Origin of the sequence: Paenibacillus sp. MSJ-34 (assembly GCF_018918005.1) — a bacterium.
In the GTDB taxonomy this organism is placed as follows: Bacteria; Bacillota; Bacilli; order Paenibacillales; family Paenibacillaceae; genus MSJ-34.
In genome coordinates, this window is the sequence record NZ_JAHLPR010000033.1 from 44,630 (window position 1) to 63,708 (window position 19,079).

Annotated in this window: 30 protein-coding genes; all 30 read left to right on the forward strand. The window is 49.0% G+C overall.

All coding sequences use genetic code 11. The features are described from left to right. Positions 1-33 precede the first annotated feature (33 nt). Positions 34-1,227, forward strand: a complete 1,194-nt coding sequence (tuf, locus tag KQI79_RS17205) for an elongation factor Tu (RefSeq protein ID WP_216539531.1) — start codon at positions 34-36, stop codon at positions 1,225-1,227. A 1,643-nt stretch (positions 1,228-2,870) separates the two neighbouring features. Then, entirely contained in the window at positions 2,871-4,286 is a 1,416-nt protein-coding gene (locus KQI79_RS17210; RefSeq protein ID WP_253298219.1) for a PQQ-dependent sugar dehydrogenase, read from the forward strand. A gap of 190 nt (positions 4,287-4,476) precedes the next feature. Further along, on the forward strand, positions 4,477-5,814 hold the full coding sequence (locus KQI79_RS17215) for a globin-coupled sensor protein (RefSeq protein ID WP_216539532.1): 1,338 nt from the start codon (positions 4,477-4,479) through the stop codon (positions 5,812-5,814). 278 nt (positions 5,815-6,092) lie between these two features. Beyond that, positions 6,093-6,401, forward strand: a complete 309-nt coding sequence (gene rpsJ, locus KQI79_RS17220; protein WP_005544556.1) for a 30S ribosomal protein S10 — start codon at positions 6,093-6,095, stop codon at positions 6,399-6,401. A 41-nt stretch (positions 6,402-6,442) separates the two neighbouring features. Then, on the forward strand, positions 6,443-7,066 hold the full coding sequence (rplC, locus tag KQI79_RS17225; RefSeq protein ID WP_216539533.1) for a 50S ribosomal protein L3: 624 nt from the start codon (positions 6,443-6,445) through the stop codon (positions 7,064-7,066). 26 nt (positions 7,067-7,092) lie between these two features. Then, entirely contained in the window at positions 7,093-7,716 is a 624-nt protein-coding gene (gene rplD, locus KQI79_RS17230; RefSeq protein ID WP_216539534.1) for a 50S ribosomal protein L4, read from the forward strand. Beyond that, positions 7,716-8,006, forward strand: coding sequence for a 50S ribosomal protein L23 (gene rplW, locus KQI79_RS17235; RefSeq protein WP_216539535.1), 291 nt, complete (start codon positions 7,716-7,718; stop codon positions 8,004-8,006). The genes rplD and rplW overlap by 1 nt, the downstream gene beginning before the upstream one ends. A gap of 32 nt (positions 8,007-8,038) precedes the next feature. Further along, entirely contained in the window at positions 8,039-8,869 is an 831-nt protein-coding gene (gene rplB / locus KQI79_RS17240) for a 50S ribosomal protein L2 (protein WP_216539536.1), read from the forward strand. A gap of 99 nt (positions 8,870-8,968) precedes the next feature. Then, a complete protein-coding gene (rpsS, locus tag KQI79_RS17245; protein ID WP_216539537.1) occupies positions 8,969-9,250 on the forward strand; it encodes a 30S ribosomal protein S19 in 282 nt (93 codons plus the stop codon). A 32-nt stretch (positions 9,251-9,282) separates the two neighbouring features. Next, positions 9,283-9,615 carry a 50S ribosomal protein L22 gene (gene rplV / locus KQI79_RS17250; protein ID WP_216539538.1) on the forward strand — a complete coding sequence of 111 codons (333 nt, stop codon included), beginning with the start codon at positions 9,283-9,285 and terminating at the stop codon, positions 9,613-9,615. A gap of 13 nt (positions 9,616-9,628) precedes the next feature. Beyond that, a complete protein-coding gene (gene rpsC, locus KQI79_RS17255) occupies positions 9,629-10,294 on the forward strand; it encodes a 30S ribosomal protein S3 (RefSeq protein WP_216539539.1) in 666 nt (221 codons plus the stop codon). Positions 10,295-10,296: 2 nt separating this feature from the next. Then, positions 10,297-10,731: a 50S ribosomal protein L16 gene (gene rplP / locus KQI79_RS17260; RefSeq protein WP_216539540.1), complete on the forward strand. Its 435-nt coding sequence runs from the start codon at positions 10,297-10,299 to the stop codon at positions 10,729-10,731. Then, a complete protein-coding gene (rpmC, locus tag KQI79_RS17265) occupies positions 10,721-10,921 on the forward strand; it encodes a 50S ribosomal protein L29 (RefSeq protein ID WP_018759704.1) in 201 nt (66 codons plus the stop codon). Before rplP ends, rpmC begins: the two co-directional genes overlap by 11 nt. Positions 10,922-11,021: 100 nt before the next feature. Further along, on the forward strand, positions 11,022-11,285 hold the full coding sequence (gene rpsQ / locus KQI79_RS17270; RefSeq protein WP_216539541.1) for a 30S ribosomal protein S17: 264 nt from the start codon (positions 11,022-11,024) through the stop codon (positions 11,283-11,285). 35 nt (positions 11,286-11,320) lie between these two features. Continuing rightward, positions 11,321-11,689, forward strand: a complete 369-nt coding sequence (gene rplN, locus KQI79_RS17275; protein ID WP_216539542.1) for a 50S ribosomal protein L14 — start codon at positions 11,321-11,323, stop codon at positions 11,687-11,689. Positions 11,690-11,739: 50 nt separating this feature from the next. Continuing rightward, positions 11,740-12,093 carry a 50S ribosomal protein L24 gene (gene rplX / locus KQI79_RS17280; RefSeq protein ID WP_216539543.1) on the forward strand — a complete coding sequence of 118 codons (354 nt, stop codon included), beginning with the start codon at positions 11,740-11,742 and terminating at the stop codon, positions 12,091-12,093. A 31-nt stretch (positions 12,094-12,124) separates the two neighbouring features. Continuing rightward, positions 12,125-12,667, forward strand: a complete 543-nt coding sequence (gene rplE / locus KQI79_RS17285) for a 50S ribosomal protein L5 (protein WP_216539544.1) — start codon at positions 12,125-12,127, stop codon at positions 12,665-12,667. Between the two features lie 50 nt (positions 12,668-12,717). Continuing rightward, positions 12,718-12,903, forward strand: a complete 186-nt coding sequence (locus tag KQI79_RS17290; RefSeq protein WP_010348808.1) for a type Z 30S ribosomal protein S14 — start codon at positions 12,718-12,720, stop codon at positions 12,901-12,903. A gap of 32 nt (positions 12,904-12,935) precedes the next feature. Beyond that, complete coding sequence (gene rpsH, locus KQI79_RS17295) at positions 12,936-13,334, forward strand: 30S ribosomal protein S8 (RefSeq protein ID WP_216539545.1); 399 nt, start codon at positions 12,936-12,938, stop codon at positions 13,332-13,334. A 30-nt stretch (positions 13,335-13,364) separates the two neighbouring features. Beyond that, entirely contained in the window at positions 13,365-13,907 is a 543-nt protein-coding gene (rplF, locus tag KQI79_RS17300) for a 50S ribosomal protein L6 (protein WP_216539546.1), read from the forward strand. Positions 13,908-13,947: 40 nt separating this feature from the next. Then, complete coding sequence (gene rplR, locus KQI79_RS17305; protein ID WP_216539547.1) at positions 13,948-14,316, forward strand: 50S ribosomal protein L18; 369 nt, start codon at positions 13,948-13,950, stop codon at positions 14,314-14,316. A gap of 26 nt (positions 14,317-14,342) precedes the next feature. Continuing rightward, complete coding sequence (gene rpsE / locus KQI79_RS17310) at positions 14,343-14,840, forward strand: 30S ribosomal protein S5 (protein ID WP_216539548.1); 498 nt, start codon at positions 14,343-14,345, stop codon at positions 14,838-14,840. A gap of 13 nt (positions 14,841-14,853) precedes the next feature. Further along, complete coding sequence (gene rpmD / locus KQI79_RS17315) at positions 14,854-15,039, forward strand: 50S ribosomal protein L30 (RefSeq protein WP_216539549.1); 186 nt, start codon at positions 14,854-14,856, stop codon at positions 15,037-15,039. A gap of 58 nt (positions 15,040-15,097) precedes the next feature. After that, positions 15,098-15,538: a 50S ribosomal protein L15 gene (gene rplO, locus KQI79_RS17320; protein ID WP_216539550.1), complete on the forward strand. Its 441-nt coding sequence runs from the start codon at positions 15,098-15,100 to the stop codon at positions 15,536-15,538. Beyond that, a complete protein-coding gene (gene secY, locus KQI79_RS17325) occupies positions 15,538-16,839 on the forward strand; it encodes a preprotein translocase subunit SecY (RefSeq protein WP_216539551.1) in 1,302 nt (433 codons plus the stop codon). Before rplO ends, secY begins: the two co-directional genes overlap by 1 nt. An 86-nt stretch (positions 16,840-16,925) precedes the next feature. After that, complete coding sequence (locus tag KQI79_RS17330; RefSeq protein ID WP_216539552.1) at positions 16,926-17,570, forward strand: adenylate kinase; 645 nt, start codon at positions 16,926-16,928, stop codon at positions 17,568-17,570. Positions 17,571-17,573: 3 nt separating this feature from the next. Continuing rightward, on the forward strand, positions 17,574-18,326 hold the full coding sequence (gene map / locus KQI79_RS17335) for a type I methionyl aminopeptidase (protein WP_216539553.1): 753 nt from the start codon (positions 17,574-17,576) through the stop codon (positions 18,324-18,326). A gap of 9 nt (positions 18,327-18,335) precedes the next feature. Next, entirely contained in the window at positions 18,336-18,644 is a 309-nt protein-coding gene (locus tag KQI79_RS17340; RefSeq protein WP_483311397.1) for a KOW domain-containing RNA-binding protein, read from the forward strand. Positions 18,645-18,646: 2 nt separating this feature from the next. Further along, entirely contained in the window at positions 18,647-18,862 is a 216-nt protein-coding gene (gene infA, locus KQI79_RS17345) for a translation initiation factor IF-1 (protein WP_216539555.1), read from the forward strand. Positions 18,863-18,957: 95 nt separating this feature from the next. Then, a complete protein-coding gene (gene rpmJ / locus KQI79_RS17350; protein ID WP_003333770.1) occupies positions 18,958-19,071 on the forward strand; it encodes a 50S ribosomal protein L36 in 114 nt (37 codons plus the stop codon). Positions 19,072-19,079: the final 8 nt, after the last annotated feature.

The window sequence follows — 19,079 nt, forward strand, 5'->3', positions numbered from 1 at the left end:
TAATTTCCAAATATTAAGGAGGCTTCGTTTCAAATGGCAAAGGCTAAATTTGAACGTACTAAACCGCATGTTAACATCGGTACAATTGGTCACGTTGACCATGGTAAAACTACTTTGACAGCTGCGATTACAACAGTATTGACAAAAAAATACGGCGGCGGTTCCGCGATCGCTTACGACCAAATCGATAAAGCTCCGGAAGAGCGCGAGCGCGGTATCACAATCTCGACTTCCCACGTGGAATACGAGTCCGCTACTCGTCACTATGCACACGTTGACTGCCCAGGTCACGCCGACTACGTTAAAAACATGATCACCGGTGCTGCGCAAATGGACGGCGCGATTCTCGTCGTTTCCGCTGCTGACGGCCCGATGCCGCAAACTCGCGAGCACATCTTGTTGTCCCGCCAAGTAGGCGTGCCTTACATCGTCGTATTCATGAACAAATGCGACATGGTTGAAGACGAAGAGTTGCTTGAACTTGTTGAAATGGAAATTCGCGATCTTCTTAGCGAATACGAATTCCCGGGCGACGACACTCCGGTCATTCGCGGTTCCGCTCGTGAAGCTCTTCAAAATCCGGACGGAGAATGGGCAGAAAAAATTCTTGAGTTGTTCGAACAAATCGACAACTACATCCCAACTCCGGAGCGCGATACTGACAAGCCTTTCTTGATGCCGGTTGAGGACGTATTCTCGATCACTGGCCGCGGTACGGTTGCTACAGGTCGCGTAGAGCGCGGTGTCGTTAAAGTCGGCGACGAAATCGAAATCGTTGGTATCGCTGAAGAAACTCGCAAATCCGTTGTTACAGGCGTTGAGATGTTCCGTAAACTTCTTGACTCCGCACAAGCTGGTGACAACATCGGTGCGCTTCTTCGCGGTGTTGACCGTAAAGAAATCGAGCGCGGCCAAGTTTTGGCTAAGCCGGGTTCCGTTAAACCTCATACGAACTTTACAGCTCAAGTATACGTATTGACGAAAGAAGAAGGCGGACGCCACAAACCTTTCTTCACAGGTTACCGTCCTCAATTCTACTTCCGTACAACGGACGTAACTGGCATCATCAACTTGCCGGAAGGCTCTGAGATGGTTATGCCTGGCGACAACATCACCGTTACGGTTGAACTGATCGCTCCAATCGCGATCGAAGAAGGTACTCGCTTCGCGATTCGCGAAGGCGGACGTACGGTTGGTGCCGGTGCGGTTGCATCCATCATTAAATAATAACAGGCGTTCGCTAGAACGCCCTATCGGAAATCCATTATCGCATCGTTGCGGTAATGGATTTTCTTCGTTATAGGGATCGGTGTAGGAGGAACTCGGCGACCAACCACCCAACCCGTGACAATGCAGATTTGCGGGAGCTTGCGATCCGACTGCCGGCATGCAGCAATACACCGTCTGCCGGGAATTGCGCTCGGTGCTCCGGCTCGGCGATTAACTCCAAATTGCGGAGTTATATTGGGGCTATGTTGGCTTTCTCGCTGCCTGAACGGTAAAACCTGGCGCCAATTTCAAGCAACTCGCCACTTTCCCTATACGTACCCCAGGACCAGGGCTTACATCGCGATTTGTATATGAAAATTCGAATAATATCGTCGGATTCGATGCGTGCGCCGCACATTTTGTATGATTTTTCGTATACAATTACTGGATCAGGGCCTGAAATCGCGTTTTGTGTATGAAATTTCGAACAATATCGACCGATTCGATGCGTGCACGGCACATTGTGTATGATTTTTCGTATTCGTTATGCCGCCTCTCGCAGATTTTCAAAGTTATATACAGTCAATCGGCGGCCTATTTCAATTTCATAAATCCCTGCCGTTGAAGTAACTGGCTTTATTGCGCATATAGAAGGGGATACCTCCCTCAATTTCGAAGGCGGTCCGCGCGGACCTACGCTCTTCGTTTAGCGCTAACGAAACTAACGAGGCTGTCTATAATTGAGGACACTTTTTTAATTTGCTTCTCAGATGCCATCAGATCGATTTTCTTTTAGACAAGGGACCATCTTTCATCTGAAATTCCATCTGAGCGGCGATTTTGAAGCAAAATAATTGTTGTCCACTTTAAATCGACAGTCTCCTAACAATCCTTATTCGGCTCAAAAGGAAGACGTTCCCCATTATAAACCACGTATCGCTATGCATCGGAAATCGTCGGTCTTACCACCTTTTTCAGTTAGCCCCCTAAATTCGCAACCTTTTTCGAGGCAACGCCAATGCTTGTTATCTGAAGATTCAGCAAAATAGCGCCCCAGTGCAGAGCCCTTCTAGCTCAATCGTCGTAAGTCACAACAAAACGCTCAATGCAACGCTTGTGATACATACCCCAAATTAACTACCGCTAAATCCGCCCTCACCGCCCAAATGAAGCAAATTGCCTTCATAAAATACTGTTAACCATTAAATTGCTAGCTTGTCAGTGATAGCCGATTGGAAATTGTCCAATGAAAACAGCCGATTTCACGGGCAAAACGGGTCCCTGTTGGAAATTGTCCAATGGAATGCCCCCATCTTCGTCTGTTCGCTGCATTTTCTGCTGATTCTATTGGATGAAATCCAACGGAGGGCTGCATGTTCGGTTTCAAGCGGATAAAACATTGGATAAAATCCAATGAACGACCTTATCCTGGGGTTTACAAGTAGTAAAATATTTGATAAATCCAATGAACGACTGTATCTTGAGGTTTGCAAGGAGCAACATTGGATAAAATCCAATGAAGGAGCGCATGCCCGGGTTCGGTCGGATCAAACGGATCCCATTCGCGAACCTCCTGCCGGCTTATGGTATGATAAGACGTAATAAAGTCATCTTCGAACGGCGAAAACGAAAGGGAAGATTCGTATAAGGGGGAGAATGCGATGAAACACAGTGCGGGCGAATGGTTGGAGCGAACACTTGGGCAATTTTCGGGCAAAGGAAACATTAGCAAAATGATAGACAAGCAAAGCATTGGAAAAAGAGTCGCAAATAAAAGCGGCATAGGCAAACGGATCGAAGCCAAACGGATCGAAGAAAAAAAACGAATCGCAGGCAAAAGAGGTGCAAGCAAACTCGCAAGCAAACCAGTCGCGGGCAAACGATCCACAGGCAAACCAGTCACCGGCAACAGAGTCACAACCCCAGGCAGACGCATCGCGCTGGCGGGCATGATGCTGTTGTTGCTGTCCGGGGCAGGCTGCGATGACGAGACGTTGCGCGGCGGAACGGCGAAAGAAGGCGAGGGGCCAAGCGCGGTTGAAACGGCGAGAGAGTCCGCCATCCCGTATACGGCCGAAACGTTGGCAGAAGGGCTGAATGTGCCGTGGGAAATGGCGATCGCTCCGGACGGGCGAATCTTCTTCACCGAGAGGCCGGGGGCGATTCGAGTGATCGAGCAGGATCGTCTGGCGAAGGAGCCGCTCATCGAAATGGAGGCGCCTTTCATCAGCAGAAGCGAAGGGGGGCTGCTGGGGCTTGCGATCGATCCGAACTTCGAAGACAACCGCTTCCTGTATGCGTACCATACATACGAGACGGAAGAAGGAATCCGGAATCGGGTCATTCGATTGAAGGAGAACGGCAACAAGGCCGAGATCGATCAAGTGCTGATCGACGGGCTGCCCGGCGCTGCCAACCATAACGGAGGAAGGATCAAAATCGGTCCGGACGGCTATCTCTACATTACGACCGGCGACCGGTACGAGCCGGGACTCGCCCAGGAACGCGAAAGCTTAGGCGGTAAAATATTGCGGATCGCACCGGACGGCTCCATCCCGCAGGACAATCCGTTTCCCGGCTCGCCGGTATACAGCTTGGGACACCGCAATCCGCAAGGCCTCGCGTGGCATCCCGTTACCGGACAGCTGTACGCTTCGGAACACGGCCAATCGGCGCATGACGAAGTGAATCGGATCGAAGCCGGCGCGAATTACGGCTGGCCGATCGTTCAAGGCGACGAACAATCCGGACAATATCCGGATTTGATAAAGCCGCTGCTCCATAGCGGGGAAGAAACATGGGCTCCGTCGGGCATGGCCTTTATTACGCAAGGTCCGTGGAAGAACAGGCTGCTTGTCGCGAATTTGGCGGGGAAGCAAGCGCTGCTGATCGAGCTAAGCGAACCCCATTATAATGAAGCAAAAAATGTAGAGGCGTTGTTTCGCGATTTGGGGAGAATTCGCAACATCTACGAAGGGCCGGACGGCTCCGTATATGTCATGACCAATAACCGCGACGGACGAGGAAATCCGCAGCAGGGCGACGACAAGATGATACGGCTTCGTCCCCGGACGTAACCGGTACGACAAACCGCAGGTTAAGGGCGCACAGGTTAAGGCGTACGGGCCGGCGGCAGTTTACAGCCTTTTATCCGCGGTGTGACATAACTCACATCTAATTTAAAACGTTTCCTTCAAAATATTGGCATGTCGATGGAGAAGCGCGCTTGAACGCATTCTGCACTGTCTTATTGAGGAGGAGATTGAAATGAGCGAAAAACGGTTTTTAGCATTTGCACAACGTTTCGGAAGCCAACGCAACGGAAAGCGAAGGAGCCAAGATCTATTGGATACGGAGAAAAAGCATGAAGTCGTCATCGATTGCGGCGGCAACGAAGACGTTCGCAAACAGTTCGAGATGATTCGGCTGAACGCGGACGATTTGCAGCGGATCCGGCAAATGCAGCCGCTGATCGAACGGCATATCGGCGAAATAACCGCCGCATTCTACGATTCGATTCTGGGCGTGAAAGAATTGGAAGCCATCATAACAAGCCATAGTACGATCGAGCGGCTGAAAAAAACATTGACCGCGCATATTATGGAAATGTTCTCCGGCCGAATCGACGAGGCGTACGTCGGCAAACGGTTCCGAATCGCCCAGGTTCATCTGCGAATCGGCCTGCGCCCGAAATGGTATATGGGCTCATTTCAAAACTTGCAAAACTCATTGATCGATATTTTACATACCTATATAAGCAACCCGGAAGAGCGCGTCGCTTATGTGAAATCGGTGCTGAAGCTGTTGAACTTGGAGCAGCAGCTCGTTCTGGAAATCTATGAGGCGGAACATTTGCACGAGCGGGAAGAGCAGTATGAAAAAGTGAAAGACGAACTGAAACAGAACTTGTTCGGCTTGAGCGAAGGGCTGGCGCGGCTAACGAAAGAAACGAGCGGATCGGTGCAGCAGTTGGTCGCGAAAAGCAACGAAGTAAAGCAGGCGATCTATCGCAGTACGGAAGTGTCCGAACGATCAAGCAAGCTCGCCCTGGAAGGGAAGATGAAACTGGACGAAATGACCGCCAAGATCGAGATTATCGACAAGAGCTCGTCTCATATGGAGCAAGCGGTCATGCAACTGTCGGAGTTGTCGCGGCAAATTCGGGGCATCGTCGGCGCCGTTCAGCAGATCGCCAATCAAACGAAACTGCTCGCGCTCAACGCGTCGATCGAAGCGGCAAGAGCCGGGGAGCACGGCAAAGGATTCGGCGTCGTATCCAATGAAGTGAAATCGTTATCCGAGGATACGAGACGGACGGTCGCGCTGATTGCCGATTTGGTAGAACAGTCCGAGCGGCATACTGAAGAAGTGGTCGCAGCGATCGGCAACGTCCAGCGGCTGGTCAAGGACGGGCATGAGCATTCGAAAGGGACGAGCCATGCATTCGGCATGATTGTAGACTCCATGAAGCATATCGGCGACGAAATCGTGATGATCGAAAAAGAAATGACCGCGCTGAACGAGACGCTGGAAAGCATCGGACAATCCACCTATGAGGTGGCCGCGTCGGCGAGTGCGCTGAACGAAACGACGATCAATTTGTAGGAGACGGGCTGCCGGAAGGGACGGTTTCAGGCCCGTTTCCGTTATCCTTCCCGTCTTCGAAAACGCCCATTCGGAAATATCGAATAAAATCATGCCCCATATGAACTTTTTGTTGCATTTGTCATTCGTTTTATATATAATAGTGAATGTTGTTCTGTGACGTTGCGATGATGTGAGAGGTTACCGACACACCCGGCCCCTTTGCCATGGGACGGTGTTCGGAAAATTTTCACGGAGTATGTCCGATACCAAATTGGGCGATAGAAGGAGGGACTAGCATGGCAAAGCAAAAAATTCGTATTCGTTTGAAAGCTTATGATCACAGAATTCTTGATCAGTCCGCAGAGAAAATCGTGGAAACGGCAAAACGTTCCGGCGCAGGTGTATCCGGTCCGATTCCGCTTCCTACCGAGAAGCAAATCATTACTATTCTTCGTGCGGTACACAAGTATAAGGATTCTCGGGAGCAATTCGAAATGCGTACGCACAAGCGCTTGATCGATATTGTCAACCCAACGCCACAAACTGTGGATGCCTTAATGCGCTTGGATCTGCCGTCCGGTGTAGATATCGAAATCAAACTGTAATACAAGATTAACGAGAGTAGGAAAGGAAAAGAGGTGTCAACATGAAAGGTATCTTAGGGAGAAAATTGGGAATGACGCAAGTATTTACTCCGGAAGGCAACGTGATTCCGGTCACGGTTATTGAAGCCGGCCCTTGCGTAGTTCTGCAAAAGAAAGACCAAGAGAACGACGGATACGAGGCGGTTCAGCTCGGTTTTGTCGATAAGAAAGAAAAAAACGCCAACAAACCTGAAACGGCTCATGCGAAAAAAGCAGGAACCGCACCTAAGCGCTACATTCGTGAAATTCGCGGCGTAGACATGGCGAATTACGAAGTCGGACAGGAATTGAAAGCCGATATTTTCGAAGTTGGCGAATTCGTTGACGTAACGGGTACTTCGAAAGGGAAAGGGTTCCAAGGCGTTATTAAAAGATGGGGACAAAGCCGCGGACCGATGTCGCACGGTTCCCGCTATCATCGCGGACCGGGTTCGATGGGTTCCATCCAGGCGAACCGCGTACCGAAAGGCAAACGTCTTCCAGGGCATATGGGCAACGAGACGGTAACGCTTCAAAAGCTGGAAGTGATTCGCGTGGATGCGGAACGCAACGTGTTGCTCGTTAAAGGATCCGTTCCTGGAGCGAAGAACAGTTTCGTGAAAATCAAATCTACGGTGAAGAATTAATTGCGTAAAGAAAGGAGGAACAAGAAATGCCTAAAGTAACAGTATACAATGTAAGCGGAGCATCGGTAGGCGAGATCGAATTGGCGGATAGCGTATTCGGCATCGAGCCGCATGTTCATGTATTGCATCAAGCTGTTGTTATGCAGCAAGCAGCAGAACGTCAAGGCACTCACAAAACGAAAGGGCGTTCCGAAGTTCGCGGCGGCGGCCGTAAACCATGGAAACAAAAAGGAACGGGCCGCGCTCGTCAAGGCTCCATTCGCGCACCGCAATGGAAAGGCGGCGGTACCGTGTTCGGACCGACTCCTCGCAGCTACGGCTTCAAACTCCCGAAGAAAGTTCGTCGCTTGGCAATCAAATCCGCATTGTCTTCGAAAGTTGTAGGTAATGAAATTATCGTATTGGATCAATTAACGATGAATGCACCGAAAACGAAAGAATTCGCGGCGATTTTAAATAACTTGAAAGTGGATCGTAAAGCTTTGGTCGTGACTCCAAGCTACGACGACAATGTCGCTCTTTCCGCGCGCAACATTCCGGGCGTGAAATTTGTAGCGGCTGACGGCATTAACGTTTTGGACGTAATGGTATACGACAAGCTGATCATTACGAAAGAAGCAGTTCAGAAAGTAGAGGAGGTGTTCGCGTAATGAAGGATCCTCGCGATATTATCAAGCGTCCTGTGATTACGGAACGCACGAGCGACTACATGGCGGAAATGAAGTACGCTTTTGAAGTGGATATGCGTGCGAATAAGGTCGAAATCAAACAGGCGATTGAACAAATTTTCAAAGTAAAAGTAGCGAAAGTGAACGTTATGCGCGTTCCGGCGAAGCCTAAGCGTTACGGCCGCCATTTCGGATATACGTCCGAATGGAAAAAAGCGATCGTGACTTTAAGCGCGGACAGCAAGCCGCTTGAAATTTTCGAATCGGCTTAAAGAATTATTTCTGAAGTAAGGAGGGACAAGAAGTGCCTATTAAAAAATATAAACCGACATCCCCGGCACGTCGCGCGATGAGCGTGTCGACGTTTGAAGAAATTACGACAAGCACGCCGGAGAAATCGTTGCTTGCGCCGCTAAGCAAAACGGCAGGACGCAACAACCAAGGTAAAATTACGGTTCGTCACCACGGTGGCGGTCATAAACGCAAATACCGCATGATCGATTTCAAACGGAACAAAGATGGAATACCAGGACGCGTTGCTACAATCGAGTACGACCCGAACCGGACTTCCAACATCGCTTTGATCCATTATGCGGACGGCGAGAAACGTTATATCATCGCGCCGCAAGGTTTGAAAGTCGGCGATCAAATCATGTCCGGAGCAGGTGCGGATATTAAAGTCGGTAACGCGCTCCCGCTTGAAAACATCCCGGTGGGTACGCTTATCCACAATATCGAACTGAAGCCAGGCAAAGGCGGACAATTGGTTCGCGCTGCAGGTACGGAAGCGCAGCTGCTTGGTAAAGAAGAGAAATACGTATCGGTACGTTTATCTTCCGGCGAAGTTCGCAAAATTTTGAAAGTTTGCCGCGCGACGATCGGATCTGTAGGCAACCAAGATCACGAGCTTGTGAAAATCGGTAAAGCAGGCCGCTCCCGCTGGTTAGGCAAACGCCCTGAAGTACGCGGTGTCGTCATGAACCCGAACGATCACCCGCACGGTGGTGGTGAAGGCCGCGCTCCGATCGGACGCAAATCGCCGATGTCTCCATGGGGCAAACCGACTCTTGGCTACAAAACGCGTAAGAAAAACAAAGCTTCTGACCAATACATTATTCGTCGCCGTACGAAATAATAATGCCGCAAGAAGAATTGTCGCCACGCATCGTGGCGTAACGTTAGCCCGCCGTGCGCAAACGCAGGCGGTATGGCTTGGTGAAGGGAGGATTCACACATGGGTCGCAGTCTAAAAAAAGGACCGTTCGTCGACGGTTATCTGTTGAAAAAAGTCGAGGAAATGAATGAGAGCAACAAAAAGGCGGTTGTGAAAACATGGTCCCGCCGCTCTACCATTTTCCCGCAATTTATCGGACACACTTTCGCGGTGTATGATGGCCGCAAGCATGTGCCGGTATACGTAACGGAAGATATGGTCGGTCACAAATTGGGCGAATTCGCTCCAACCCGTACGTATAAAGGACATACGGACGACGACAAGAAAACAGGCAGACGTTAATCGTCTTTAATTGTTTGAGAGGAGGTAATACAATGCAAGCGAAAGCAAGTGCGAATTATGTTCGGATTGCTCCTCGTAAAGCTCAACTCGTAGTTGACTTGATTCGCGGGAAACAAGTGGGCGACGCGATCGCAATTTTGCGCCATACGCCTAAATCGGCTTCCCCGGTCGTTGAGAAGCTGCTCAATTCCGCAATCGCAAACGCTGAACATAACTATAACTTGGATGTTAACAAACTGGTTATTACGGAAGCGTACGTGAACCAGGGTCCGACTTTGAAACGTTTCCGCCCGCGCGCGATGGGACGTGCTAGCAGGATCAACAAAAGAACGAGCCACATCACCTTGGTGGTATCTGAAAAATAAGGAGGGAAAACGTGTGGGGCAAAAGGTAAATCCGGTTGGATTACGTGTAGGGATTATTCGTGACTGGGAGTCCAAATGGTATGCCGGCAAAGATTTCGGTGATCTGTTGCTGGAAGATGTCAAAATTCGTGAATACCTGAAAAATAAATTGAAAGACGCTGCCGTTTCCCGTGTGGAAATCGAAAGAGCGGCGAATCGTGTAAATGTAACAATCCACACTGCGAAACCAGGGATGGTTATCGGTAAAGGTGGCTCGGAAGTTGAAGTGCTGCGTACGGAAATTGCGAAAATTTCCAAAGGCAAAAAAGTGCACATCAACATTTCGGAAATTAAAACTCCGGATCTTGACGCAATCTTGGTTGCGGAAAGCATCGCACAACAATTGGAACGCCGCGTTTCTTTCCGTCGTGCATTGAAACAAGCGATCCAAAGAACGATGCGCGCTGGCGCAAAAGGAGTCAAAACAGCGGTTAGCGGACGCTTAGGCGGTGCCGATATCGCTCGTACGGAAGGCTATAGCGAAGGAACCGTTCCACTTCATACGCTTCGCGCCGACATCGACTATGGCACGGCAGAAGCGCATACGACATACGGCCGCATCGGCGTAAAAGTATGGATTTATCGTGGAGAGGTACTTCCTACGGCTAAGAAGCAAGCTGCTAAGGAAGGAGGCAACTAATCATGTTGGTACCAAAACGTGCAAAGCACCGCAAGCAACAACGCGGTAGCATGAGAGGCCGCGCGAAAGGCGGCACGGAAGTGAATTTCGGCGAATACGGTTTGCAAGCCATGGAACCTGCATGGATTACGAACCGCCAAATCGAAGCAGCGCGTATCGCGATGACTCGTTACATTCGCCGCGGCGGTAAAGTATGGATCAAAATTTTCCCGGACAAACCGATTACGCAAAAGCCGCTTGAGGTTCGGATGGGTAGCGGTAAAGGTAACGTCGAGAAATGGGTGGCAGTAGTTAAGCCGGGCAAAATTATGTTCGAGCTTGCCGGCGTTTCGGAGGAAATTGCTCGTGAGGCGATGCGTCTTGCCGCTCACAAACTGCCGGTGAAAACGAAGTTTGTGAAACGAGAAGAATTGGGTGGTGAAGCAAATGAAAGCTAATGAATTGCGCAACTTAACCACTGCTGAGATTGAACAAAAAATTGCCGGATTTAAAGAAGAACTCTTTAACCTCCGTTTTCAATTGGCTACAGGCCAGCTTGATAACCCGACTCGGATTCGTGATGTGCGTAAAGAAATAGCTCGTGCTAAAACCGTATTACGTGAAAGAGAACTTGGGATCATCAGTTAATTGATTTTTTTCGAGCCTCGAAACAGGGTTGAAAAAGAATCTATATGAAGCATATGTCCGGTGAACGCCAGACGTATTGATTTCAGGAAGGAGGCAAAGTATGAGCGAACGCAATGCTCGTAAAGTGCAGATCGGTAAAGTAGTGAGCGACAAAATGGATAAAACCATCGTTGTTGCCGTTGAAACTTATAAAAAGCATGATCTCTACCACAAGCGCATTAAATACACGAAAAAATTTAAAGCGCATGATGAGAACAATCAAGCGAAGATCGGCGATACAGTCAAAATTATGGAAACTCGTCCGCTCTCCAAAGATAAGCGTTGGAGACTCGTAGAGATCGTTGAAGAAGCGGTAATCGTTTAAGGACGTGCTATTTTTCCGAAAGGAGGAAATCGAAAATGATTCAACCATTCACACGTTTAGCTGTCGCTGACAACTCCGGCGCGAAAGAATTAATGTGTATTCGTGTACTGGGCGGCACAGGACGTCGTGCTGCGCATATCGGCGATTTGATCGTTTGTTCCGTAAAACAAGCAACACCAGGCGGCGTTGTCAAAAAAGGTGATGTCGTTAGAGCGGTTATCGTTCGCACGAAACGTTCGGTTCGCCGGAAAGACGGTTCTTACATCGCATTCGACGAGAACGCGGCGGTTATTGTAAAAGAAGATAAGAGCCCGCGCGGAACGCGTATTTTCGGACCTGTCGCTCGCGAGCTTCGTGATAAAGACTTTATGAAAATCGTTTCCTTGGCTCCTGAAGTTATCTAACAGAACCTGATAAGCGGTTGTGACGCTTCGATAGTAGGAGGTGTAAGAAAGTGCCAAGATTGCAAAAGATCAAAGAATCCTATAACAATAAATTGCACGTGAAAAAGGACGACACGGTAATCGTCATTACCGGGAAGGACAAAGGGAAGAAAGGCCGCGTCATCGCAGCTTATCCTCGTGAAAACCGCGTTCTTGTCGAAGGCGTGAACATGGTGAAAAAACACCAAAAGCCGAACCAAGCGAATCCGCAAGGCGGTATCATCGAGCAAGAAGCTCCGATCCACGTTTCGAACGTGATGCATGTGGATCCAAAGAGCGGCAAAGTGACTCGAATCGGATACAAAGTGCTGGATAACGGCAAGAAAGTTCGCGTTGCGAAAAAATCCGGAGAAGTTATCGATTAATCAGTTTTGACGGAAAGGAGGACCATAAACCATGGCAGCAAGATTAAAAGATCGTTTTTTAAATGAAATTACGCCTGCGTTGATGCAAAAGTTCAATTATTCTTCCGTAATGCAGGTTCCGAAAATCGAAAAAGTCGTCATCAACATGGGTGTCGGCGATGCGGTTCAAAACTCCAAAGTGCTTGATTCGGCCGTGAACGATTTGCAGCTTATCGCAGGTCAAAAGCCGGTCATCACTCGTGCGAAGAAATCGATCGCCGGTTTTAAATTGCGCGAGAACATGCCGATCGGCGCGAAAGTAACATTGCGCGGAGACCGGATGTATCATTTCTTGGACAAATTGTTCAACGTGACGCTTCCGCGCGTACGCGACTTCCGCGGCGTATCGAACAAAGCGTTCGACGGACGCGGCAACTATACGCTCGGTTTGAAAGAACAATTGATCTTCCCGGAGATCGAATACGATAAAGTCGATAAAGTTCGCGGTATGGATATCGTTATCGTAACGACTGCGAAAACGGACGAAGAATCTCGTGAATTGTTAACTCAACTCGGCATGCCTTTTACGAAATAAACCTAATGAGAAAAACTTGGTTCCAAGTTTTTGGGAGGTGTCAATAAAACGTGGCAAAAACTTCGATGAAAGTTAAACAACAACGCGCACCGAAATTCAAAGTGCGAGCCTATACTCGCTGTGAGCGTTGCGGTCGTCCACACTCGGTTTTACAGAAATTCAAAATTTGCAGAATATGTTTCCGTGAATTAGCCTATAAAGGCCAGATCCCTGGCGTGAAAAAAGCAAGCTGGTAATCACCCTACAGCGGGAAGGAGGTAATACACTAATGGTAATGTCAGATCCGATTGCAGATATGCTAACACGCATTCGCAATGCGAACGTTGTGCGTCATGAAACAGTGGAGATGCCTGCTTCGACCATGAAGAAGCAAATCGCTGAAATTTTGAAGCGCGAAGGTTTCATCCGCGATGCAGAATATATTGAAGACAATAAACAAGGGATTATTCGTATTTTCTTGAAATACGGCCCGAACAGCGAGCGCGTTATTACCGGTTTGAAAAGAATCAGCAAGCCAGGTCTTCGCGTTTATACGAAATCGAACGAGATTCCTCGCGTACTTGGAGGTTTAGGGATCGCGATTATCTCTACTTCCAAAGGCGTGATGACGGACAAGGAAGCTCGTCAAGCAAAATCAGGCGGAGAAGTCGTCTGCTACGTATGGTAATACAACCGCAAAAGATCGGAGGTGCAAACTATGTCTCGTATTGGTCGTAAACCAATTCAAGTGCCTGGTGGTGTCGACATCACCTTAGACAACGGCACGATCACAGTAAAAGGTCCCAAAGGAACGCTGTCCCGTGAAATCCACAAAGACATGAAAGTGTCGATTGCGGAGAACGTGATCACGATCGAGCGTCCTTCTGATAATAAAGCTCACCGTTCCCTTCACGGAACGACTCGCAGCGTCATTTCCAACATGGTGAACGGCGTAACGGAAGGCTTCTCGAAATCTCTCGAGCTCGTAGGCGTCGGTTATCGTGCGAGCAAAACCGGAGATAAAGTCGTATTGAACGTCGGTTACTCTCACCCTGTTGAAATTACGCCGGAACAAGGCATCGAATTCGAAGTTCCGTCGAATACCAAAATTATCGTTAAAGGTATCGATAAAGAACGCGTCGGCGCTTATGCCGCGAAAATCCGCTCCGTTCGCGAACCTGAGCCGTACAAAGGCAAAGGGATTAAGTACGAAGGCGAGCGCATTATTCGCAAAGAAGGTAAAGCCGGTAAGAAGAAGTAAGTTAGCTTAATGGCAAACTGAAGGGAGTGAAACTTGAAGCATGATTTCAAAAGCTGATAAAAATAAAGCTCGTTTGAAAAGACACCTTCGTGTTCGTAAAAAAATTCAAGGTACTGCTGAGCGCCCTCGTTTGAACGTATTCCGTTCTTCGAAACATATGTACGCCCAACTGATCGATGACGTAAAGGGCGTAACGTTGGCGGCTGCATCGACGCTTGACAAAGATCTGAAAGATCAAATCGAAAACGGCGGCAATGTGGAAGCAGCTCGCAAAGTCGGCGAATTAATCGCTAAACGTGCGAAAGCACAAGGCTTTGAACAAGTTGTTTTCGACCGCGGCGGTTATCTATATCACGGAAGAATCCAAGCATTGGCGGACGCTGCGCGCGAAGCCGGACTGGAATTCTAGGACAATAATCAAAGGAGGTTAACGACTTGCGTGTAGATCCGAACACTTTAGAACTGACTGAAAAAGTTGTAAATATTAATCGCGTTGCTAAAGTCGTAAAAGGCGGACGCCGTTTCAGCTTTAGCGCGCTCGTCGTTGTCGGCGACGGCAAAGGTTGGGTTGGCGCCGGTATCGGTAAAGCTTCCGAAGTACCGGACGCGATTCGCAAAGGTATCGAAGATGCGAAGAAAAACCTGATCCAAGTTCCTTTCGTTGGAACGACTATTCCTCACCAAGTTATCGGCCATTTCGGCGCAGGCCGCGTTCTGCTCAAGCCTGCATCCGAAGGTACGGGAGTGATCGCGGGCGGACCGGTTCGTGCGGTGCTCGAGCTCGCCGGCGTGGGCGATATTTTGACAAAATCATTAGGTTCTTCGAACTCCATCAACATGGTCAACGCGACATTGGAAGGCTTGTCCCGTTTGAAACGTGCCGAAGATGTGGCGAAACTGCGCGGTAAAACCGTAGAAGAACTGTTAGGTTAAGGAGGGACTCGCATTGGCTAAATTAGAAATTACCCTCGTTCGCAGTCTGATCGGTCGTTCGGGAACGCAGCGCACTACAGTGAACACGTTAGGTTTGCGCAAAATCAACCAAACCGTCGTTCATAACGACAGCCCGGCGATTCGCGGAATGGTTAACAAAGTTAGCCATTTGGTGAAAGTGAAAGAAATCGAAGCTTAATAACAAGACTTTAACAGAATGATTTGCTTTAGAAATAATCAAGGAGGTGCAACGAACGATGAAGTTACATGAACTTTCTCCTGCGGCAGGTTCCCGCCATCCTCGCAAACGCGTAGGCCGCGGAACGTCGAGCGGTACGGGAAAAACTTCAGGTCGCGGACATAAAGGTCAAAATGCTCGTTCCGGCGGTGGTGTGCGTCCAGGTTTCGAAGGCGGACAAAATCCACTTTATCGCCGTTTGCCGAAGCGAGGATTTACGAATCCGACTCGCAAGGAGTATGCGGTTGTAAACATCGAGGAACTTAACAGCTTTGCGGCAGGTACTGAAATCACTCCGGAAGTTCTGATGGAGAGCGGTATTGTAAAAAATCCTAAAAGCGGCATCAAGATTTTAGGAAATGGCGAAGTGAAAGTACAACTTACTGTGAAAGCAAATAAGTTCTCTCAATCTGCGGTAGAGAAAATCGAGGCTGCCGGCGGTAAAACCGAGGTGATCTAATGTTTAAAACGCTGTCCAACATTTGGCGGGTCGTAGACCTTAGAAAAAAAATCTTGTTTACCTTGCTCATCCTGATCGTTTACCGGATCGGCGCCTTCGTTCCGGTACCAGGCGTAAATACGGATGTATTTAAAGAGGTAAATCAAGCGGGAAGCGATTTGTTCGGCTTGCTGAACACCTTCTCCGGAGGCGCGTTGTTTCAGTTTTCTATTTTTGCGTTGGGCATTATGCCTTATATCACCGCGTCAATTATCGTGCAATTGTTGACGATGGATGTCATTCCGAAATTTGCGGAATGGGCAAAGGAAGGCGAAATCGGTAAACGGAAATTAGCGCAAATAACCCGGTACGGTACGGTTGTCCTTGGTTTAATCCAAGCGTACGGTACTGCGATCGGCTTTAACCGTTTATATGCCGCGAAGATGGTACCAAATGCGACATATGCGGATTACCTCGTGATTGCCATCATTCTGACCGCCGGTGTCGCATTCTTGATGTGGCTCGGGGAGCAGATTACAGAACGCGGAATCGGAAACGGGATTTCGATTCTCATCTTTGCCGGGATTATCTCGCGGATTCCTGAATTGAGTCAGCAATTGTACCAATCGGAGTTTGTCGACACCAATGCGAATCTGTTCCTGGGAATTGCGAAAATCATCATTGTTTTGATTGTAATTTTGGCGATTGTCGTCGGTGTTATATACATCCAGCAAGGCATACGCAAAATTCCGGTGCAATACGCAAAGCGCGTAGTCGGCAACAAAATGTACGGCGGGCAAAATACGCATATTCCGCTGAAAGTGAACGGGGCGGGCGTCATCCCGGTCATCTTCGCTTCATCGCTGCTTATGTTCCCGTACACGATCGCACAGTTTTGGGCGGATAAACAATGGGCACAATGGATAATGCACAACCTGTCCCATGACAAACCGCTCGGTATGGTGCTGTATGTATTGCTGATTATCGGATTTACCTTTTTCTACACATTTGTACAGATTAACCCGGTGCAAATGGCGGATCAGATGAAGAAGAACGGCGGATACATTCCTGGCATTCGCCCGGGGAAACCGACTTCCGGTTATTTGACGAAAGTCATGACCAGAATCACCTTGTCCGGCGCCATTTTCTTGGCGGCTATTTCCGTGCTCCCGGTATTCTTCGGAGCTCTTGCCGGACTGCCGCGTTCGATTCAGATCGGCGGTACGAGTATTCTGATCGTTGTCGGGGTCGCCCTGGATACGATGAAGCAAATCGAAAGCCAGTTAATGAAACGCCATTACAAAGGGTTTATCAATAAATAGGCAATAGGTTCTGATCGAGATCGCAATCATGCAAGCTCGGCGGCACCTATTGTGCTGTTTCAGTTAAGCGGATAGGAGGAACGACAATGAACATTTTATTCATGGGGCCTCCTGGAGCAGGGAAAGGGACGCAAGCGGTACGAATTGCAGACGAATTCGAAGTTCCGCATATTTCGACAGGCGACGCGTTTCGCCTGGCAATGAAACAAGGAACGGCGCTCGGATTAAAAGCGAAGCAGTTTGTTGATCAAGGCTTACTTGTTCCAGACGACGTGACGATCGGCATCGTGCGCGAAAGACTCCAGCAATCCGATTGCGAGAAGGGCTTTCTCTTGGACGGTTTTCCAAGAACGATCTCGCAAGCGGAAGCGTTGGACGATATTCTCGCTTCGATGAACCGGAAACTCGATCACGTCATTGACCTTAAGGTGGATCGCGACCAGTTGCTGGCGCGTCTGACCGGACGCCGCATTTGCAAATCTTGCGGTTCGACCTACCATGTCATTTTCAATCCGCCGCGCCAAGAAGGCGTATGCGATAAATGCTCGGGCGAGCTCTACCAACGATCGGACGATACGGAAGAAAAGGTAGGCACTCGGCTCGACGAGTACATCAACAAGACAGCTCCTTTGCTGGATTACTATCGCACCAAAGGGTTGTTGCGCCAGGTGGACGGAATGAAAGAAATCGATACGGTGACGTCTGATATCGTATCGTTGTTGAGAGGTTGAATAATGATCATTTGCAAGTCTGAAGTGGAACTAGGCTTTATGAGGGAAGCTGGGAGGATTGTAGCCGAGACGCATCGGCTCATGGCTCAATCCGTTCAACCGGGAATAACGACGCGCGAATTGGATTCGATCGCGGAGAAGTATATTCGCAGTCAGGGAGCTTCACCTTCTTTTAAAGGCTATAACAATTTTCCTGCCAGCATATGCGCTTCAGTAAATGAAGAGTTGGTTCACGGAATTCCCGGCGATCGGAAATTAAACGAAGGTGACATCATTAGTATTGACATCGGCGCCGAGTACCGCGGCTATCACGGTGATTCCGCCTGGACCTATCCTGTCGGAAGCATCTCGGAGATTGCCCGGAAGTTATTGGACGTAACGGAACAATCGTTGTATGCGGGATTGGCCCTTGTCAAACCGGATGTTCGTTTATTTACAATTTCACATGCGATTCAACGTTGTATCGAAGATGCGGGTTTTTCGGTTGTAAGGGAATATGTCGGCCACGGCATCGGCGCAAGCCTGCATGAAGAGCCGCAAATTCCGAACTACGGCATACCGGACCGCGGGCCGAGACTGAAACCGGGCATGGTGCTTGCGATCGAGCCGATGGTTATTGCCGGATCGCGGCATGTCAAGACATTGCCGGACCGGTGGACGGTCGTTACGGTGAACGGCGATCTATGCGCCCACTTCGAGCATACGGTGGCGGTAACGGAAGACGGCTTGGAAATTTTTACGAAAATCGATTCGTAGGTGATGAATGTGGACAACGATCAGAGCCCCAAAATCGGTCAAATCGTTAAAATATTGCGAGGCCGGGACGCCGGACAGTACGCCGTCATCGTCGGTATCGCGGATTCGCGGTTCGTCTATGTGGCGGACGGCGACAAGCGGAAGTTTGACGGGCCGAAGAAGAAAAACTTGATTCATCTGGAATTGCAGCAAACGATCAGCAGTGAAGTTGTAAACAGTTTAAACGAGAGCGGTCGGGTCACGAACGGGAAATTGCGGTTCGCGTTATCCAAATTTGCCGAAACCGCCGCATTGCATGCTGAGAAGAAAGGAGAATGACTGTGGCTAAAGAAGATGTCATTGAAGTGGAAGGTACGGTTATCGAACCACTGCCCAATGCGATGTTCAAGGTTGAACTTGAGAATGGTCATCAAATTCTTGCCCATGTTTCCGGAAAGCTGCGAATGCACTTCATTCGTATTCTAACGGGTGACAAAGTGGTCGTTCAGTTATCACCTTATGATTTAACCAGAGGGCGCATAACGTACAGAAAATAGATGCTAGACGTTTAACACTTGAGGTGACGAGCCTTATCGGACGGCGAATGCCGGATCGGACCGCATCTCGCCTCGTATACAGGAGGTAATCTATCATGAAGGTAAGACCTTCGGTAAAGCCCATTTGCGAAAAATGCAAAGTCATTCGCCGCAAAGGGAATGTAATGGTTATTTGTGAAAATCCTAAGCACAAACAAAAACAAGGTTAAGAAGGGGG

Coding starts and splice junctions, on each gene's coding strand:
- tuf (WP_216539531.1), top strand. CDS start 34: ATGGCAAAGGCTAAATTTGAACGTACTAAACCGCATGTTAACATCGGT.
- rpsH (WP_216539545.1), top strand. CDS start 12,936: ATGGTAATGTCAGATCCGATTGCAGATATGCTAACACGCATTCGCAAT.
- rplN (WP_216539542.1), top strand. CDS start 11,321: ATGATTCAACCATTCACACGTTTAGCTGTCGCTGACAACTCCGGCGCG.
- rplV (WP_216539538.1), top strand. CDS start 9,283: ATGCAAGCGAAAGCAAGTGCGAATTATGTTCGGATTGCTCCTCGTAAA.
- map (WP_216539553.1), top strand. CDS start 17,574: ATGATCATTTGCAAGTCTGAAGTGGAACTAGGCTTTATGAGGGAAGCT.
- KQI79_RS17210 (WP_253298219.1), top strand. CDS start 2,871: ATGAAACACAGTGCGGGCGAATGGTTGGAGCGAACACTTGGGCAATTT.
- rpmJ (WP_003333770.1), top strand. CDS start 18,958: ATGAAGGTAAGACCTTCGGTAAAGCCCATTTGCGAAAAATGCAAAGTC.
- rplP (WP_216539540.1), top strand. CDS start 10,297: ATGTTGGTACCAAAACGTGCAAAGCACCGCAAGCAACAACGCGGTAGC.
- KQI79_RS17330 (WP_216539552.1), top strand. CDS start 16,926: ATGAACATTTTATTCATGGGGCCTCCTGGAGCAGGGAAAGGGACGCAA.
- rplO (WP_216539550.1), top strand. CDS start 15,098: ATGAAGTTACATGAACTTTCTCCTGCGGCAGGTTCCCGCCATCCTCGC.
- rpmC (WP_018759704.1), top strand. CDS start 10,721: ATGAAAGCTAATGAATTGCGCAACTTAACCACTGCTGAGATTGAACAA.
- rplE (WP_216539544.1), top strand. CDS start 12,125: ATGGCAGCAAGATTAAAAGATCGTTTTTTAAATGAAATTACGCCTGCG.
- secY (WP_216539551.1), top strand. CDS start 15,538: ATGTTTAAAACGCTGTCCAACATTTGGCGGGTCGTAGACCTTAGAAAA.
- KQI79_RS17215 (WP_216539532.1), top strand. CDS start 4,477: ATGAGCGAAAAACGGTTTTTAGCATTTGCACAACGTTTCGGAAGCCAA.
- rplR (WP_216539547.1), top strand. CDS start 13,948: ATGATTTCAAAAGCTGATAAAAATAAAGCTCGTTTGAAAAGACACCTT.
- rpsJ (WP_005544556.1), top strand. CDS start 6,093: ATGGCAAAGCAAAAAATTCGTATTCGTTTGAAAGCTTATGATCACAGA.
- rpsQ (WP_216539541.1), top strand. CDS start 11,022: ATGAGCGAACGCAATGCTCGTAAAGTGCAGATCGGTAAAGTAGTGAGC.
- rpsS (WP_216539537.1), top strand. CDS start 8,969: ATGGGTCGCAGTCTAAAAAAAGGACCGTTCGTCGACGGTTATCTGTTG.
- rplD (WP_216539534.1), top strand. CDS start 7,093: ATGCCTAAAGTAACAGTATACAATGTAAGCGGAGCATCGGTAGGCGAG.
- rplF (WP_216539546.1), top strand. CDS start 13,365: ATGTCTCGTATTGGTCGTAAACCAATTCAAGTGCCTGGTGGTGTCGAC.
- rplC (WP_216539533.1), top strand. CDS start 6,443: ATGAAAGGTATCTTAGGGAGAAAATTGGGAATGACGCAAGTATTTACT.
- rplW (WP_216539535.1), top strand. CDS start 7,716: ATGAAGGATCCTCGCGATATTATCAAGCGTCCTGTGATTACGGAACGC.